At 40.9% G+C, this 16449-nt stretch carries 18 protein-coding genes and 1 tRNA gene; 11 read left to right on the top strand and 8 right to left on the bottom strand.

From position 1 onward, the window contains the following. Window positions 1-14 precede the first annotated feature (14 nt). The 4 genes from H6795_02190 (at window position 15) to H6795_02175 (ending at window position 2663) form a co-directional block, all read left to right on the top strand. Window positions 15-236 (top strand): hypothetical protein, encoded by a 222-nt coding sequence (locus H6795_02190; GenBank protein MCB9817330.1) that lies wholly within the window; start codon window positions 15-17, stop codon window positions 234-236. 248 nt (window positions 237-484) lie between these two features. Continuing rightward, window positions 485-703, top strand: a complete 219-nt coding sequence (locus H6795_02185; protein ID MCB9817329.1) for an AbrB/MazE/SpoVT family DNA-binding domain-containing protein — start codon at window positions 485-487, stop codon at window positions 701-703. A gap of 2 nt (window positions 704-705) precedes the next feature. After that, window positions 706-1386, top strand: a complete 681-nt coding sequence (locus H6795_02180) for an ABC transporter ATP-binding protein (protein ID MCB9817328.1) — start codon at window positions 706-708, stop codon at window positions 1384-1386. Next, window positions 1383-2663, top strand: a complete 1281-nt coding sequence (locus tag H6795_02175) for an ABC transporter permease (protein ID MCB9817327.1) — start codon at window positions 1383-1385, stop codon at window positions 2661-2663. The genes H6795_02180 and H6795_02175 overlap by 4 nt, the downstream gene beginning before the upstream one ends. Window positions 2664-2977: 314 nt before the next feature. Here the strand turns inward: H6795_02175 and H6795_02170 are convergent. From H6795_02170 to H6795_02155, 4 genes are all read right to left on the bottom strand, one after another. Continuing rightward, window positions 2978-3051 (bottom strand) — tRNA-Gln (locus H6795_02170). A 354-nt stretch (window positions 3052-3405) separates the two neighbouring features. Next, window positions 3406-3825, bottom strand: coding sequence for a hypothetical protein (locus H6795_02165; protein ID MCB9817326.1), 420 nt, complete (start codon window positions 3823-3825; stop codon window positions 3406-3408). A gap of 70 nt (window positions 3826-3895) precedes the next feature. After that, complete coding sequence (locus tag H6795_02160; protein MCB9817325.1) at window positions 3896-5416, bottom strand: DUF3152 domain-containing protein; 1521 nt, start codon at window positions 5414-5416, stop codon at window positions 3896-3898. Window positions 5417-5544: 128 nt separating this feature from the next. Further along, the gene (locus H6795_02155) at window positions 5545-5748 is read right to left on the bottom strand and encodes a DUF21 domain-containing protein (GenBank protein ID MCB9817324.1); all 204 of its coding nucleotides are present in this window, start codon (window positions 5746-5748) and stop codon (window positions 5545-5547) included. 121 nt (window positions 5749-5869) lie between these two features. Between H6795_02155 and typA the strand changes: the two genes are divergently transcribed. Next, window positions 5870-7687, top strand: a complete 1818-nt coding sequence (typA, locus tag H6795_02150) for a translational GTPase TypA (GenBank protein ID MCB9817323.1) — start codon at window positions 5870-5872, stop codon at window positions 7685-7687. On the opposite strand, the gene H6795_02145 is transcribed toward typA, so the two are convergent. After that, a complete protein-coding gene (locus H6795_02145; protein MCB9817322.1) occupies window positions 7684-8250 on the bottom strand; it encodes a protein-L-isoaspartate O-methyltransferase in 567 nt (188 codons plus the stop codon). The genes typA and H6795_02145 overlap by 4 nt on opposite strands. Window positions 8251-8388: 138 nt before the next feature. Here H6795_02145 and H6795_02140 point away from each other — a divergent pair, with 138 nt between their 5' ends. From H6795_02140 to H6795_02130, 3 genes are all read left to right on the top strand, one after another. Then, on the top strand, window positions 8389-8814 hold the full coding sequence (locus H6795_02140; protein ID MCB9817321.1) for an Hsp20/alpha crystallin family protein: 426 nt from the start codon (window positions 8389-8391) through the stop codon (window positions 8812-8814). Window positions 8815-8884: 70 nt separating this feature from the next. Then, window positions 8885-9607: a CBS domain-containing protein gene (locus H6795_02135; protein ID MCB9817320.1), complete on the top strand. Its 723-nt coding sequence runs from the start codon at window positions 8885-8887 to the stop codon at window positions 9605-9607. 193 nt (window positions 9608-9800) lie between these two features. Then, window positions 9801-10991 (top strand): hypothetical protein, encoded by a 1191-nt coding sequence (locus H6795_02130; protein ID MCB9817319.1) that lies wholly within the window; start codon window positions 9801-9803, stop codon window positions 10989-10991. Between the two features lie 7 nt (window positions 10992-10998). On the opposite strand, the gene H6795_02125 is transcribed toward H6795_02130, so the two are convergent. Both H6795_02125 and H6795_02120 read right to left on the bottom strand, forming a co-directional pair. Next, the gene (locus tag H6795_02125; protein MCB9817318.1) at window positions 10999-11412 is read right to left on the bottom strand and encodes a rhodanese-like domain-containing protein; all 414 of its coding nucleotides are present in this window, start codon (window positions 11410-11412) and stop codon (window positions 10999-11001) included. Between the two features lie 6 nt (window positions 11413-11418). Next, the gene (locus H6795_02120) at window positions 11419-11670 is read right to left on the bottom strand and encodes a glutaredoxin family protein (GenBank protein ID MCB9817317.1); all 252 of its coding nucleotides are present in this window, start codon (window positions 11668-11670) and stop codon (window positions 11419-11421) included. Between the two features lie 72 nt (window positions 11671-11742). Between H6795_02120 and H6795_02115 the strand changes: the two genes are divergently transcribed. Then, complete coding sequence (locus H6795_02115; GenBank protein MCB9817316.1) at window positions 11743-12114, top strand: transcriptional repressor; 372 nt, start codon at window positions 11743-11745, stop codon at window positions 12112-12114. On the opposite strand, the gene H6795_02110 is transcribed toward H6795_02115, so the two are convergent. Further along, a complete protein-coding gene (locus H6795_02110; protein ID MCB9817315.1) occupies window positions 12111-13358 on the bottom strand; it encodes an FAD-dependent oxidoreductase in 1248 nt (415 codons plus the stop codon). The genes H6795_02115 and H6795_02110 overlap by 4 nt on opposite strands. A 68-nt stretch (window positions 13359-13426) precedes the next feature. On the opposite strand from H6795_02110, the gene H6795_02105 reads away from it, so the two are divergent. Together H6795_02105 and H6795_02100 are read left to right on the top strand one after the other, a co-directional pair. Then, entirely contained in the window at window positions 13427-15079 is a 1653-nt protein-coding gene (locus tag H6795_02105) for an FAD-binding oxidoreductase (protein ID MCB9817314.1), read from the top strand. Between the two features lie 235 nt (window positions 15080-15314). Then, on the top strand, window positions 15315-16427 hold the full coding sequence (locus H6795_02100; protein ID MCB9817313.1) for a methionine adenosyltransferase: 1113 nt from the start codon (window positions 15315-15317) through the stop codon (window positions 16425-16427). Window positions 16428-16449 lie beyond the last annotated feature (22 nt).

The following is a 16449-nucleotide window of genomic DNA, read 5'->3' as shown; positions in this document are numbered from 1 at the left end:
TTGGAGTCGATTTATTGTCCATTTTAGTACATGAGTTAACGCATATTGTTGTTGAGGCTCGGATAGTTAAAAAATTTAATTTAGAACATCAGCAAAAAGAGAACTTGGTAAAATGGTTAATAACAAGTAGCCCAGCACTAGCAAGTTTTATTGAAGTTCCAGCAAGAGAGCCTATAAAAGCACCCCAAAAAGAAGTGCTTAGCGAGCTTAAATTACTAGGCTACAGTTCACTTTAGTTTTATGTTCTAGTACTGAACATGTAAGTCACTAAAAAAGGCTTGAGTTAAACCCAAGTCTTTTTAATTTAGCTGGGGATAAGGGATGGGAATATAACTTTTCAAGATAGCCTGGACTTTGATTTGTCAGAAATCGACAGTGTGTATGACAATAATGAAGGGCTAGCCAAAACTATGCGTACATACTAATATGTATAATATGATTAGTATGATAGCATAAGAGTAATGATTAATATGGGAGATAAGAAATGAATATGCCGCAATTAATTGGTTCGGTAACTGTTGGTGAGCGTGGGCAGGTAGTAATACCGTCTGAAGCAAGAGAATCGATGTCTATTAATGCAGGTGACAAACTTCTTGTATTTAAGGCGCCAGTGGATGGCGTATTGATAATTGCCAAGCCGGAAACTTTCGAGAAACTACTCGCCCATCTTGAACTAAACTTACCAAACAAGAAAAAGTCGTAATCATGTATAACGTTATCGATATAAAAAACCTACAAAAAACCTATAACGCAAACGGCAAAAATCCTACTACCGCGCTAAGTGGAATAAATTTCGTTGTTAACGAAGGTGATTTTGTAGCAATTATGGGGCGTTCTGGTTCAGGTAAGTCCAGTTTAATGCACGTTATTGGTTTGCTCGATCAGCACTTTGAGGGTGATTACTTATTGAATGGGGTTTCAGTTAGAGAGCTCAGTCAAAGTAAGCTTTCCGATTTAAGAAGCTCAGAGATTGGCTTTGTTTTTCAACAATTTAATCTATTGAAGCGTCGTACCGTTTTACAAAATGTATTACTGCCTACGGTTTATAGACCAGCATCAGATGATATTGAACGAGCGAAAGAAGCTATCAAACGAGTTGGATTAGAAAGTCGTATTGATCATCGCACAAATGAGCTATCAGGCGGACAAATACAGCGTGTTGCCATAGCACGCGCATTAATGATGAAGCCTAGCTTGTTACTAGCAGATGAACCTACAGGTAACCTTGACACTAAAAGCGCAAACAGTATTATGCGACTTTTTCGTGAAGTGAATCAGCAAGGCACGACAATCGTACTTATAACGCACGAAGAAGAAATTGCTAAATATGCTGACCGTACTATACGAATACGTGATGGCAAAATTACCGAGGAGGCATCAAAATGAAAATAGGTAATCTTCTAACTGAAGCTAGTGAATCAATAATAATCAACAAAGGTCGCAGTTTATTGACCGTTCTAGGTATTGTAATAGGGATAGCGGCAGTTACAACAATAATGGGCCTCGGCGCAGGGATGGATGCAAAGATTGATAAAGAAGTGAATAAACTTGGTTCAACAAATGTGACAATTGAGTCACGCAACGCTCCAACTACTCAGGAGCTTGAAGAACTAAAAAACCCTGGACACAGAGCACCTGAAGGTGCACCAGAAAACCAGAAAACCATAAGTACGCTCGTTGAACCGACCCTAACAGAACAAGATTTAAACTCAATAAAAGCTATCGACCAGAATCTTGTTACTGGTGTTTCGCCACTCGTAGCTACAACGGCAAAACTACAGTCAGGTGTTGGTGGCACTATTGCAGTGCAAGGTGCATCAGAGTCATATAGCAATATTCGTAATTACAAACTTGAGTCTGGCGCCTTTTTTGACCGTGAAAGTGTTACAGAGAAAAAACTGGTTATCGTACTAGGAAAAAGCATAGCAAACGATATTTTCAAAGATGTCGACCCAATAGGTAAACAGGTAAGTCTTAATAATACTGACTACACAGTCGTTGGTGTGCTTGCCGAAACTGAGCCAGGTCAGTTCGACAACCCGAATGTTCTTGCATTCGTACCCTACACAAGTATCATTGAGCAGAATAAACTAAGTCAAAATTTTGGCTCAATAATTACTCAAGCAAACGATGATGAATCTGTAGAAGAGGTCAAAATACTTGTTGAAAAAATCTTGTTGACCAACCATGGCTACAGCAATACTGAAGAGGCTGACTTTACGGTCAAGAGTTCTGCTGAAGTGCTAGGATCTATTACTGATTTGACTGATTTGTTCCGTAAGATCCTCATGATAAGTGCTGCAATTTCATTATTAGTAGGTGGTATTGGCATCATGAACATCATGCTGGTCAGCGTGACGGAGCGTACCCGAGAAATAGGACTTCGGAAAGCAGTAGGAGCAAAAACACGCCATATTATGATGCAGTTTCTTACCGAAGCCATCGTATTAACAATTCTTGGCGGGATACTTGGTATCGTGTTAGGTTACATAATGGCAACTGGTCTAACGAAAGCCATGGACTTGGATATCGTTCCATCTATGACTGTTGAGACAATTGCAGTTACGGCAGGTATTTCAATCGCAGTGGGATTGATATTTGGTACGTACCCCGCCCATAAAGCTGCCAAACTTGACCCAATCGACGCCCTTCGTTACGAATAAACTAGGAAACATACTTTCTGTAAGTATATAAAAGAGCCGGTTGTCGGCTCTTTTATATACAAATATTCTCTTGGCTGATGCAAAAGCAGAATGAGGGACATGGTCTCAAATTCTGCTGTCGCATATGGCTGGGGATGAGGGATTCGACCTACCTTTGGCAGGCCCGAAACTACATTCATGAAAGCATAGCTTTCAGAAGTAGGTTTCCTTGCGGATTGCTACTAGCAATCTTCACCCCGAATGGCATTCGGGTGTTCGTTACCCAAATACACAAACAGGGTTGTCGCGACACTATAAATGTGTCATAACAACCCTGGCTGGGGATGAGGGATTCGAACCCCCGATCCTGGGACCAGAACCCAGTGCCTTACCGCTTGGCCAATCCCCAATTATTATGATTTCTATGGAAAGCGGTAAGGTGTGCCTTGGCAAGCTCCGCCTGCCCACAGAATGTTCATACTGTAAACAAGTTTACAATCTGAACAGTTCTCTTGCAACCCGCTACTAGCGGTTTTCACACTTGGCCAATCCCCAATAAATACTTTATTTTACCTTAAAGTTAGGTTTGAATTGTAAATGTGTCTCAGGAAAGTGGTAAGGTGTGCCTTGGCACGTTCCGCGCCCCCGAACTTTTCTTACTTGCAACAAGGCACAGTAATGTAATGCTACTTTACGACCAATAGACTTACTGGTCTTACCCTAAGAACAGATAAATTATATAGTTTATGTGGGTGTTAGGCAACTAAAGAACAGAGATTATTAAGCCTATAACAAGAAGGGTATCAAAAAGAAATAAAAATGCACCCTGTAGCTGAATAGATAAGCCATAGCCCCGGTAGCGTACATTGGAATCTTTTTTGCCTCTAGATTCTAGCCAAGTACCAATACCTACATACAGTAAATCTGCAAGTATATTGATTGCGACCAACCAGATGATAAACTTTTGGGTTGCAGCACTATTTTGGTAGGAATTAGCATTTACGAGCGCATTAATAATAGAGCCCACGGCAATAGAAAGGTTAACGATGTTCCAAAGACCGTTCATTTGCCAGTAATAAGCCATGTGTCCGGTGCTGTTACGATGAGTGCGCCATAATAATATGTTGACGACAGCCCACGTACCCAGCAGCACCATAAAACCTATAAGCACTTGTACAAACATGTTGTTATTTTACCCCACTATTATAGATAAACATACGGTGTTTCTACGCTAACGTATCATTAAGAGAGATCTAACGATTAGAGCGTTGTACCGCAGCGATTTCGTATGGCAATGGCCACGGGTTAAACGTACAACCTTGTAAGCTAATGGACTGTTGTTGCATAACCGGTGCTGGCTGACCAGCTGCAGAACAGAATTCATGGCCTCTGCCAAGCCGATGACCGACTTCGTGATTGACAACCATGTGTTGGTAGTCACGGAGTGAGCCTCCAGCTGCGTTCCAACTTGGTGTCGCCAAACGCCATCTGTCGTCATTGATAATGACGTATCGACCTACCCTACAACTATAAGTAGAGTCGCATGTGCCTGGGTAGCGAGCAGGTAGTTCTGAAGGTTCTGAAAGCACAATATCAAAATTAGATGCTCCACTAACACGTGCAAACGTTACGCCAGCTTGTGCCCACCCTCTGCCATCGGCAAGTGTTTGGGCTACTTTTGCGGCAAAGTCATCTAGACTAGATTTAGTGTTGCCCCAGGTAATAATCCTGTACGTGTACGTGACTGATCTAACGGTATCGTCTACTGTTATTTGCTTTTTTTGAAACGGCACAGTGTCGAAAGATAGTTGCGATGTAAACGCCGTTTGCTGGTTTACGGCGGTAACTAATTGTTGTGCGATTTTACCTATATTGTTGGCATTTCTACCGTCGGCACCTTGGGTGGTCACAGCTTGTGGTTTGCCACTTTTATAGTTGGTGGTAATTTCGTTGACAGCTGGTTTGTTAGCTTTGGCGGCAGCTTCTTCTAACAGAATCAGGCTGTCGCTCTCACGTAGTGTTAGCTCAGTATAATTGCTATTGGGAATGAGCATAGTAATGAGACGAAGCTTAGAAATCTCATAATTATTTGTACCATCACTAAGCGAATACGTGTTGTTGTAGATGGCTTGTGCTTTGTCTTTTAATTTAGAAAGGATTTCGGTATTAAGGACAGGGGTGACCTGCTTGAGCGTCGTTTGGATTGTGCCGTTAGCATTTGCAGGGTTAAATACGGTGTTTACTATGTTTTGAGCGACATCACTGAGTAGTATGCTGTTGCCTGAAACAGCATCTTGAATAGTAACTTGATCTTCTGCTACAACGAAACTCGCGTTTTTTGGTGGTTGTTTGTCTTGTGGTATAGCTGGTAAGGTACTTTTTTGGAACTGTAATTCATCTATGCTTACGAGTGGTGCTGTGTATTTATTGTAAAAAAGTGGATTAACCAACCGATTTAATCGTTGTGCAGAAAGTGCTTGAGAAAGTTGGCTATCACTAATGTATACTCCTAAATTTGCTGCCGTGTCTTCTATTGTTACATCATTAGCAGTAATGATAACTTTACTATTGGCAAGCTGTGTATTTACGGTTGCTTTGGCATCATTGACTGATTGGTTACCAATGTTTATACCATATAAGGTTGTACTAGCTGCAAATTGGCTACTCGTGGTGGTGTATTGCCATAAGCCAAAACTCACATATGCCAAAATAAGTACACCAAGCACTACGCTTGGTATAAAGACGAATTTATTCTTGTAAAATTTTCGCAGCATTTACATCTAGTATATACCAATAAGATACTAGGTTGAATTCTACGTAGCGAGGTTTCTTTTGTAGTCGGATTCATCTTCTATTTCGTGGCCGATTATTTCTTCTAGTAAATCTTCTATAGTAACAATACCTAATTGGTAAATAAAATACCTGCTAAGCTAAGGTGCCTATTTTGCCGCAGCGGTAAAACAACTTTGGCTTGTTTATTACCCAATGCACTGAGCCTGCGAAGATCGGTTACGTTTAACGACATTAATGCGACGTTTAGCCCCGAACAAACCGCTGCTATAAGTAAAAATACTACTACTTGGATGATAATATATAGTATGTCGATATCATTACTATAAAACGAATACTATATGTGAACAAATAAGATATTGTGACGAAATATGGTATAATTGTTATATTCATAAGCGACCGGTAATCGTACTGGTCATTTTTATTGTAAAGGCACCATGCATACACCTGATAAAATTAGAAATATTGCAGTTATTGCACATGTAGATCACGGCAAAACAACAATTGTTGATGGTTTTTTAAAACAATCGCACACCTTTAGAGACAACCAAGCAGAGATGCAACAAACACTACTAATGGATAGTGGTGACCAGGAGCGAGAACGTGGCATAACCATCACCGCCAAAATAACTGCTGTGCATTGGAACGATTACCGCATAAATATTATTGATACACCTGGGCACGCCGATTTTAGCGGTGAAGTAGAACGTACCCTTAACATGGCAGATGGCTGTTTGCTTATTGTTGACGCACAAGAAGGCCCAATGCCACAAACAAAATTTGTATTATCTAAAGCGCTTCAGATGGGCTTAAAGCCAATTGTAATAATCAACAAAATAGATAAACCTGGTAGCCGAATCTTTGAAGTAAAAGACGAGCTAGATAACTTATTCTTAGAGCTAGCCGTCAATGAAGACCAGCTACATTACCCAATATATTATTCAATTGGTCGTGAAGGTAAAGCGTGGGATGAGATGCCAGAAGATACTAGTGTTGATGCCAACTTAAACCCAATTTTTGATGCAATTATTGCCGATATTCCTGCCCCAGATGTTGCGCCAGATAAACCATTTCAACTTTTAGTAACTGCTCTATCATGGGATAATTTTCAGGGGAAATACGCTGTAGGAAGAGTCAGCAGAGGAAGTGCTGTGCCCGGAATGCCCGTAGCTCTCTGTAAAAAAAACGGTAGTATTGTAAAAGGTAAAATAGAAAAAATATACGAAAGCCAAGGGCTCACTAAACTTGTCATTCCAGAAGCTATTTCTGGAGATATTGTAAGTGTAACGGGCGTAGCTGATGCCCAAATTGGTGAAACCATAGCAGATATTAACCACCCAGAAGCGTTGCCAGTCATTGCCATAGAACCTCCAACATTACAGATATACCTAGGGCCCAATACGAGTCCATTTAAAGGCAAAGAAGGTGATTTTACGACAACACGACAAATTAGTGATCGGTTGCAAAAAGAGCTCGAGACTAATGTCGGTCTTCGGGTAGAACAAGAGGGTCTTGGGTTTAAGGTATCTGGCCGTGGTGAACTCCACTTGAGCGTTTTAATAGAAGCAATGCGTCGTGAAGGCTACGAGTTCGAGGTTGGTCGTCCACAGGTAGTTACCATGAACGAAGATGGTGTCGTTAAAGAACCCATCGAACACGTTACAATTGAAGTGCCAAGCGAACATGTTGGAGCCGTACAGATGGAACTAGGCACGCGGCGCGCTGAGCTACAATCACAACACACTACAAGTAGTGGCGCCATGCGACTAACCTACGTAATGCCTACACGCGCCATGCTTGGAATGCGCAACGTGCTTTTAACGAGCACAAAAGGCACCGTAATTATGAATAGTATTAGTGCTGGTTATGAACCTCTGGGTGCAGATTTGCGCCAACTACGTAATGGTGTATTGATAGCCTGGGAACAGGGCACGGCAACACCGTATGCCCTGCAAACTGCACAAGAAAGAGGTACCTGCTTTATAGGCCCGGGCGCGAATGTTTACGCCGGGCAAATTATTGGCCTTAATACGCGCAGTGGTGATTTAGAGATTAATGTTGCCAAAGAAAAACATCTTACCAATATGCGTAGTTCTTCGTCCGATGGCGTTGTACAGCTTACCCCACCAGTTACGATGAGCCTAGAACAGTGTATTGATTTTATAGAAAATGATGAACTGCTTGAAGTTACTCCAAAAAACCTGCGATTGCGCAAAAAAGAACTCAACCACAACCAGCGTAAACGCAAAACCTAATTTATAAGGGGTACAAAAGCGTACCCTGGATGTTCGTCAATCGTTAGTGTACTGTTAGTTTTTGTTATTACCATAATGCTGCTCTGCAGTGGTATTACCATGATACCGTCACTAGACAGCTGGCTTACTAACTCTTCTGGTATTGTTTTGGCAGCTGCGCTCACCAATATTCTGTCGTATGGTGCATTGTTTTTATACCCTAGTTGCTCTTTTGCAGTTAAGAATGTGATATTTTGCAGTGGCACGCTTTGACAATTGTGCCTACCAAAAGTAGCTAATTCTGGCACAATTTCTGTTGCAGTAACATGTCCTTCTTTACCGACTAAGTATGCCAGTAAAGCTGTTGTCCAGCCCGAACCTGCGCCTACATCTAAAACATTATTACCAGGTTCTACCTGTAGCCAGTTGAGCATATTGTAAACAGTGCTTGGCTGGCTATTTGTTTGTCCGAACCCAATAGGCAATGGAGCATCTATATTGGCGTCATCTTTTACGTTACTTGGCAAAAAATCAGCGCGTGGCGCACGCTTAAATGCTGATTCTAAAGATATTGCTGATGTCATACTGTTAGTATACAGCAAATTAGCACTCTTGACAGCAGAGTGCTAATTTTTGTATACTAACAATAGAAAGCCTGCTTGAAATAAAACGGGCAGACTCTTCTAAAAAATAACTAACTAATAAGTATTAAGGAGGTTATTATGAGCAGTATAGTAAAATTTGATCCGTTTGCAGAAATGCAATCTTTACAAAAACAATTTTTTGGTGATGATTGGTTTACACCTTTTAAGGGTTTACAAATGCCTACCACAGATATTTATACAGAAGGCGACAAACAACTTACGGTAGAAGCACATCTGCCAAATTTTGACGAAAAAGATGTAGAAGTACGGGCAGATAACGGTGTTTTGGAAATACAAGCTGAAAAGCATGAAAAAGAAGAAGATAAGAAAAAGAAATATGTCGTGAGAGAAAGTAGCAGCAGTTTTTACAGGCGAATACATTTACCACAAGTAGCGAACGAAGATAAGATAGAAGCACATTTTGATAAAGGTGTGCTTAAGGTGGTGGTACCATTTAAGGCATTGCCAGAGCCTAAAAAGATTGCAATTAAGAAATCTAAATAAGTACAAACCAGCTAGCTTATAACACAATACCACCCAAGTAAGGGTGGTATTTGCTATAGTTAATATAATAATGACAAATGCAGAACAGTTTTTAGGCCACTATATTGCCATCGAACGATATTTACGTCGCGCATATGGTTCGCAGGGACAATACGAAACTTTTTTGCAATTAGTCACTAAAGCAGAAAGACAACAATCGGTGATACGCTATTACGCTGCAGATTTGCGTGAATATGGTGAACTCAGAAATGCCATTATCCATAATCGTACCCCAGAAGATAACGCTATTATTGCCGAACCGCATAGCTTTGTGGTTGAGCGCATGGCACATATACGAAATATGATTGAACATCCAATCAAAATAGCTGACGTCATGACAACACCTGTTTATATAGCAAAATTGGAAGACTATGTTTACGAAACAGCCCAAAAAATGTTCCAGAATGTATACACTCATGTACCCGTATACGATGGTGATACATTTGTCGGAGTGCTGAGTGAAAGTGCAATACTACGATGGATAGCACAGCGAGTCGTGAAGAATCGAACATTGACAACTGAGCACACTATAAGCGAGCTGACTACTTGGCTTGACCAGTCTGGAAATAAATTCAATGATTATGAATTTGTGCCCCACACGATGGTCGTACTAGATGTGAAAAAACGTTTTGAGCAAGCTTTACAAGAGGGTAGGCGATTGGGTGCAATTTTTGTGACTAAATCTGGCAAATCATCAGAACCAATAGCCGGCATGGTGACGGCGTGGGACTTGCCAAGACTAACACTACAATAATGAATGCCTAACAATGTAGTAACTGGTTGCTTTGTGGCAGAATCATCATTATTTAGCCTTAGCAACCAAGCATAAGCAGTGTATACTGGTAGTGAAAACTAATATAGATATAGGTGGAAAATACATTGCAAACTAGTGAAACTTTTGTTGTATCTACGAATGCGACACACCTAGCTGTAATAGAAAGTAACCAATGGCAACAGAACCAATAATACTTGTTTGTAGCAGCGATAGCTCTATAAAAACATATAGCGTATTTAGAAGAGGAAACGAATTAGCAAATGTAGATATTGTGCATACTAGTGGTGAGTCTAGGTTTCATATTCGCCATAAAGAGACGGTATTTGACACACAGTTTGCAGGTGGTGATAGGCATGAGTGCCTTAGCCAGGTGTTCGCTACACTGATTGAACAGGGCGTTATTGATTCAGCCCAAGATATTGCTGGTGTTGGAATACAAATAAGCGCACCAGGCGGCTATTTCTTACAGGACAGACCCATAAACGACTATGAGATTACTATATTAGAACAGCTAAAAATAGCCTCTCCGACGCAGCTGGAAGAGCAACTAAAAGAAATATACAGCATCAAGCAGCTATTACCTAGGGCAAAGATTATTGGCGTGTCTGATAGTGCGTTTCACGTTACAAAACCTGACTATGCATGGAATTACGCGATATCGCTCGAAGACGCAGACACATACGATATTAAACGGTTTGGTTATAACGGTATTGCACTAGAATCGGTGCGTATGCAACTAAAAGGTTCTCAGTATGCAACACTCAATAAAGTGGTGGTTTGCTACTTAGGCAACCAAAGTAGCGCCACGGCGTTGTTTAACAGAAAGAGTATAGATACCACGATGGGTTTTTCAAATAGCGAAGGTATGATGATGGCGACACAAGCGGGTTCACTTTCTTATACTACAGGCCTCGCACTTGCTAAAAAGAAAAACGTATCGCCCAATCAGCTTGGTCATGAGCTTGCAAACAATGCAGGATTATATGGCATTAGCGGCAGTAGCAGTGACATACTTGCGTTAATTGAAAAAGAATCGGCTGGTGATCATAGGGCAGAGCTTGCTGTAAGCATGTATGTATACAGCGCACGGCAAGCTATCGCACAGATGGTTGCTTCACTGCAAGGTATCGATGGGCTTGTTTTCGCAGGCCCTACAGCTATGCAATCTGCACTCATCCGAAAACGAATTGTTGATGGATTAGAATATCTAGGACTTGTTATTACCCCCAAGCTCAACCTAGAAGAAATAAGCAATAAAAAAATAACTGCTTTGCAGCCAAGAACTCGCTCAAAACCTGTGCTCGTTGTACCAATACAAAAAGAGCGAATCATGCAATCGCACGTTCGCTCATTTTTGGTCTAGATTATTGCTACAAGACGCCAGCTTTAGACAAGTCGTCAAGCCCACCTAAATCGGTGACGTTGGTAAAACCGTTGGTTTTTAGTATGGCTGCTGCTTGGTTTGAACGATTGCCGCTTCTGCAATAGACGTAAATTGTGGAGTCTTTAGCGACGGAAGGTAATTCACCCGATTGCATAGTTTCTACATTGAAATTTATAGCACCTTCTACGTGTTTCGTAGCAAATTCTTCTGGTGTACGAACGTCGTATATATACGCAGTACCACTTTTTACACCAGCGACTGCTGTCTGGGCAGGGTTGAGTTGAGATTGTGCTTCTGATGTTTGGTTAGTAGCATTAGCGTTTGAACTATCGGGTAGAAGTATCCACAACCCAACAGCTGCAACAATAACCACAGATATAATAACGAGTACTTTTTTCATATTCATTTAGCTTATTAATGCTTTTTGAAGTTGCTGTACATCAAACCCAAGGATTCCTTGTTCGCTGTCTTTACCGTCAGAGATAACCGTAAAGGGAACGCCCATTTGACCACTTTTTTTAATCATTTCTTGCGCTGCTGTGTAGTCTTGGTCTACGCGCTTTTCCGTATAAGGAAATTTATTATCGTCTAAAAATTTTTTTAACATGTGACAAAAACCACATGTTGCAGTTGTGTATACTGTAATTGACTTAGCCATGTATGCCCTTTCTTATTGTAAATTGTTTACAATTGTATAATACACACAAAACTGCTATACTGCAAGTTAATTATGCAACTAAGAATGACCTATCAGACAAGACAAGTGTTGTTTACTGCACGCAAGCTGCATCATGCAACCAATTCTGAGATATTGAACGAAGTAAGAGCTGATTTGCCAGATCTATCTGCAACGACAGTTCATAGGATTACATCGCGCCTCATTAGTGCAGGTATATTAGCCTATGGGCCTGAAATAAATGGATCAAAAATAATCGATGCCAACACATCACCACATGATCATTTTGTGTGTGAAGCCTGCTATGGCATTAAGGATATAACTATTAGCCAGCAGAGCCGCAATGAATTACAAAAACAAGTTGATTCGTTGGTACTTAAGTCAAGACTTACCATCACTGGTGACTGCACGCAGTGTGCGCACTAATAAGATTCGGTGAGCCCAGCGAGCAAACCTTGTTTATCAGATAACGCAGTTTTACAAAGCACACACTGTTCTTCTAGGTCGCTCGTGTGTGCCCATAGGCCGATAGCTTTTTGCGTACCCGCGATGTCGCTATAAGATACAAAATCTGCCAACGAACGCATGATACTCCCTAAAAAGCCACCAAAAACAAAAGACTTATACTGAAAAACAGCCCACCGTTTGCCTACTGGTACAACTGTTGCTGGCACAAGTGGTTTATAGGCTTTGCTTTTTTTATGACCATACACTTTTTTCTCTAAATCTTTTGCAACATAGTTGGCATGATGCACTGCTGTTAGCCCAAGCCCACTAAAAGGAGTCACCGCATTGTCACCAATGACATAGACACGCTTATCTACCATGAGGTGATCATCGACAAGTACTTTAGATCTATTGTTAAGCGTAAAAACGTGACTGTGTTTGGCAAAGAATGGGTTATTGGCCACGCCAGCTGTCCAAATGACTGTTTTTGTCGGGATAGTACGACCGTTCACAACTAAGCCTGTGTCTGATTCGTATTCAACCTTGCTATTTAGGTGTACAGTAATGCCAAGTAACCGTAGGCGTTGCAAGGTAATTTTTGAAGCTTTAGGGTGTGACATAGGCAGTACTCTAGAAGAAGCCTCTACGAGTTCAATGTGGATACGTCGTTTTCGGAGACCATGCCTTTTTACGACTGAACGCATATACGACGACATCGCAGCTGCAAGCTCGACACCAGTAGGGCCTGCGCCTACGACGACGTAGTGTTTATCTGGTGCATGTTCGTTTAGGAGTTCTTGGTGAATATGTGTTCTAAAGCGCCGTAGCTCTTTTTGGGTTTTTATACTGTGGGCATGTTCAGCAATACCAGGAATACCAAAATATGTTGTGACCGATCCTAGAGCCAAGACTGCGTAATCATAATGAACGATTTTGCCTTTACTAAGCGTAATAGTGCGCTTGTGAGGATCTATATTTGTCATTGTAGCTTTTGTAAATTTTGTATCTGGTAAATCCGCGAGAAGCTCATGTATAGGCAGCAGTGCTTCTTTTTCTTTGTGCCCTGTTGCTACCCTATATAGAGCAGCGCTATATCTAAAGTTAGATTCATTAGATACGAGCGTGACAGCTATGTGGTTATTCTTGGCGAGTTTTTTAAGTTTTCTTGCAAGCCGGATGCCTGCCCACCCGCCGCCAACAATGACGACATGTTTTTTTAGCATATATAAAGTATTGTACAACAAATCATGTAGTTGCGCTTATGTTTAAGCAAGTGATACAGTAAAAAGCGATGAATGATTTAAAACAACAAATCTCAAACATTATTGAAGGTGAAGTTGATGACTCGCCAGAAGTGAAAGAATTTTATAGCCATGACGCAAGTATGTTTGAACTTGCTCCACAAATCGTAGCCTATCCTAAAAACGCCGCGGATATAAAAAAAATTGTATCGTTTGTGGCCGAAAATAAGAAAAACCAGCCAGAATTATCTGTGACTGTACGCAGTGGTGGGACATGCATGTCTGGTGGTGCAGTCAATGACTCTATCGTGCTTGATGTCCAAAAACATATGAACGCCATTGGTGACGTTTCACCCACAAAAGCTAGTGCCCAGCCTGGTATGTGGTACCGCGATTTTGAAAAAGAAACACTAAAAGTAAAGGCAATTATGCCCAGCTATCCTGCATCAAGAGATTTATGCACTGTTGGGGGTATGGTTGCGAATAATGCCGGTGGTGAAAAGTCTCTTCAATACGGTAAGACAGAAAAATATATAGACCAACTAAAAGTTATTTTAGGTGATGGCAATGAATACATCGTAAAAGCACTAAATAAAAGTGAACTTGATGCAAAAATAGCTCAGAATGATTACGAAGGAAATATCTATAAACAATTATTTGAACTCGTAGATAACAATTATGATGAAATCAAAAACGCCAAACCACACATAAGTAAGGATTCTACGGGGTACCATATTTGGGATGTGTGGGATAGGGAAACGGGTATTTTTGATATTACCCAAGTCATGGTGGGATCGCAAGGTACGTTGGGTATTGTTACAGATGTTACGTTTCGGCTTGTACCTGCACCGACACACTCAGGAACTTTAGTCGTATTCTTACGAAAAATCGATGATCTAGGAGATTTAATTAATAAAGTTCTTGAACATAAACCAGCCACATTTGAAGGGTTTGATAACTATACACTTATGCTCAGTTTTAAATTATTCTTCTATTTTCACAAAACTCTAGGCTGGGCAGGGCTCACGAAACTAGCTTTTCAGCTAATACCAGACGCACTGATGTTATTCCGCGGGATTCCAAAGATGGTATTGCTCGTCGAGTTCAATGGTGACACTCAAGATGAAGTCAGACAAAAAGTACACCACATGCGCGAAGACTTAAAGCCGTTTGGGCATGAAGCGCTATTTGAAGAAGACGGTGGGCAAGACCAAGCTAAAAAATTTTGGATTATGCGCCGCGAGAGTTTTAACTTATTGCGCAAAAAAGTAAAAAACAAGCACACCGCCCCATTTATGGATGACCTTATTGTGCCACCACAAACCTTACCTCACTTTTTGCCTGAAGTAAGGGCAATTATTAATAAGTACAAATTACTGGCAACAATTGCAGGGCACATGGGCGATGGTAACTTTCATATCATTCCGCTTATGAAGATAGAGGATGAAAAAGAAAAAGCTAAATTAGAGCCAGCCATGCATGAAATTAATGAATTAGTACTAAAATACGGTGGCAGCCTAAGCGGTGAGCATAACGATGGTATGATACGCGGGCCCTGGCTAAAAGATATGTATGGCCCTGCAGTATTTGCTTATTTTCAAACAGTTAAAAATATATTTGACCCAGAAAATATCTTTAATCCACACAAAAAGACTGATTCTGATTGGCAGTTTAGTATGGCCCACTTGCGCGAGCACTTTTAAAGTTGCCTTGAATACAATGTATTTGGTACAATCATAAGCGTTCATTAATAGTTAGAAGCACAAAATATCACGAGTGTGGGTAGAGAACTAGCTCAGTAACCCACCGGCAACCATCGCACGTCGCGAACGGTGCCCCATCTAGTCCGCTTTGGTACGGAAAGATATGTATAGAATCCTTTCTTAGGAGCATGCATACAATACGTGGTGCTGCTTCGCTAAAAGAAAGGATTTTTTTATGTCAAAACATGTAAAGGTGAGTGAGTCTGTGTGTGCTGGGCATCCAGATAAATTAGCAGATCAGATTAGTGATGCTATATTAGACGCCGCATTAACTCAGGATGCATTTGCCAGGGTTGCTGCCGAGACTCTTGTGGCCAAAGACACCATTATACTTGCTGGTGAACTAAGTACGACCGCAAACTTAGATTTTGATTCTATTGCCCGCAATGTAATTAAAGACAATGGCTATACGCACCCCGGTTGGGGCTTTAGCGATCGTTCGGTAATTATAAATAAATTACATCAACAGTCTAAAGAGATTTCTATTGGAGTAGATGATGACGGGGCTGGAGATCAGGGATTGATGTATGGGTATGCAACAAACGAAACAGATCAGTACTTGCCATTACCTTTGGTGTTATCGCACACAATATGCAGATTATTAGACGAGTATAGGGTGAACAAAACAATACCTTATCTAAGGCCTGATGGTAAAGCACAAGTAGTCGTAGAATATGATGGCTATAAACCGATTGCTGTTAAGCACATTACCATAGCAGTGCCTCATGATGAGGCTGTTACGCTTGATACAGTTAAAGATGACCTATTAAAATTAATAATTACTCCAATATTGCACGAATATACATTACATACTCCAAACGACATTATTGTGAATGGCACTGGTGTATGGCACAACCCAGGGCCTGCCAGTGACGTAGGTTTAACAGGGCGCAAAATAGTCGTAGATACGTATGGTGGTGCTGCAAAAGTAGGCGGAGGAGCGTTTAGTGGTAAAGATCCTAGTAAAGTCGATAGGTCGGGTGCGTATGCAGCGAGATATATTGCCAAAAACATAGTTGCGAATGGCTTAGCCGACAGGGCTGAAGTGTGTTTAGCATATTATATTGGCGCGAAGTCCCCAATTATTCAGACAATTGATACGTTTGGTACTGCTCACGTTTCTGAAGAATCTTTACGTAACGCGATGCATAATCTTTTAGATTGCTCTGTTAAGAATGTGATTGAAAAACTGGACTTAAGAAGACCTATATATAAAGCAACCAGTACCTATGGACACTTTGGTAAGCAAAACTTACCATGGGAAAAACTAACTAATTTGGTACACTAAAAGCATAACCTTAAATAAGGAA

This window comes from Candidatus Nomurabacteria bacterium (assembly GCA_020631975.1).
In the GTDB taxonomy this organism is placed as follows: Bacteria; Patescibacteriota; Saccharimonadia; order Saccharimonadales; family CAIOMD01; genus JACKGO01.
Note: the sequence above shows the minus strand (reverse complement) of the source record. Positions and strands in the feature narration are given on the sequence as shown.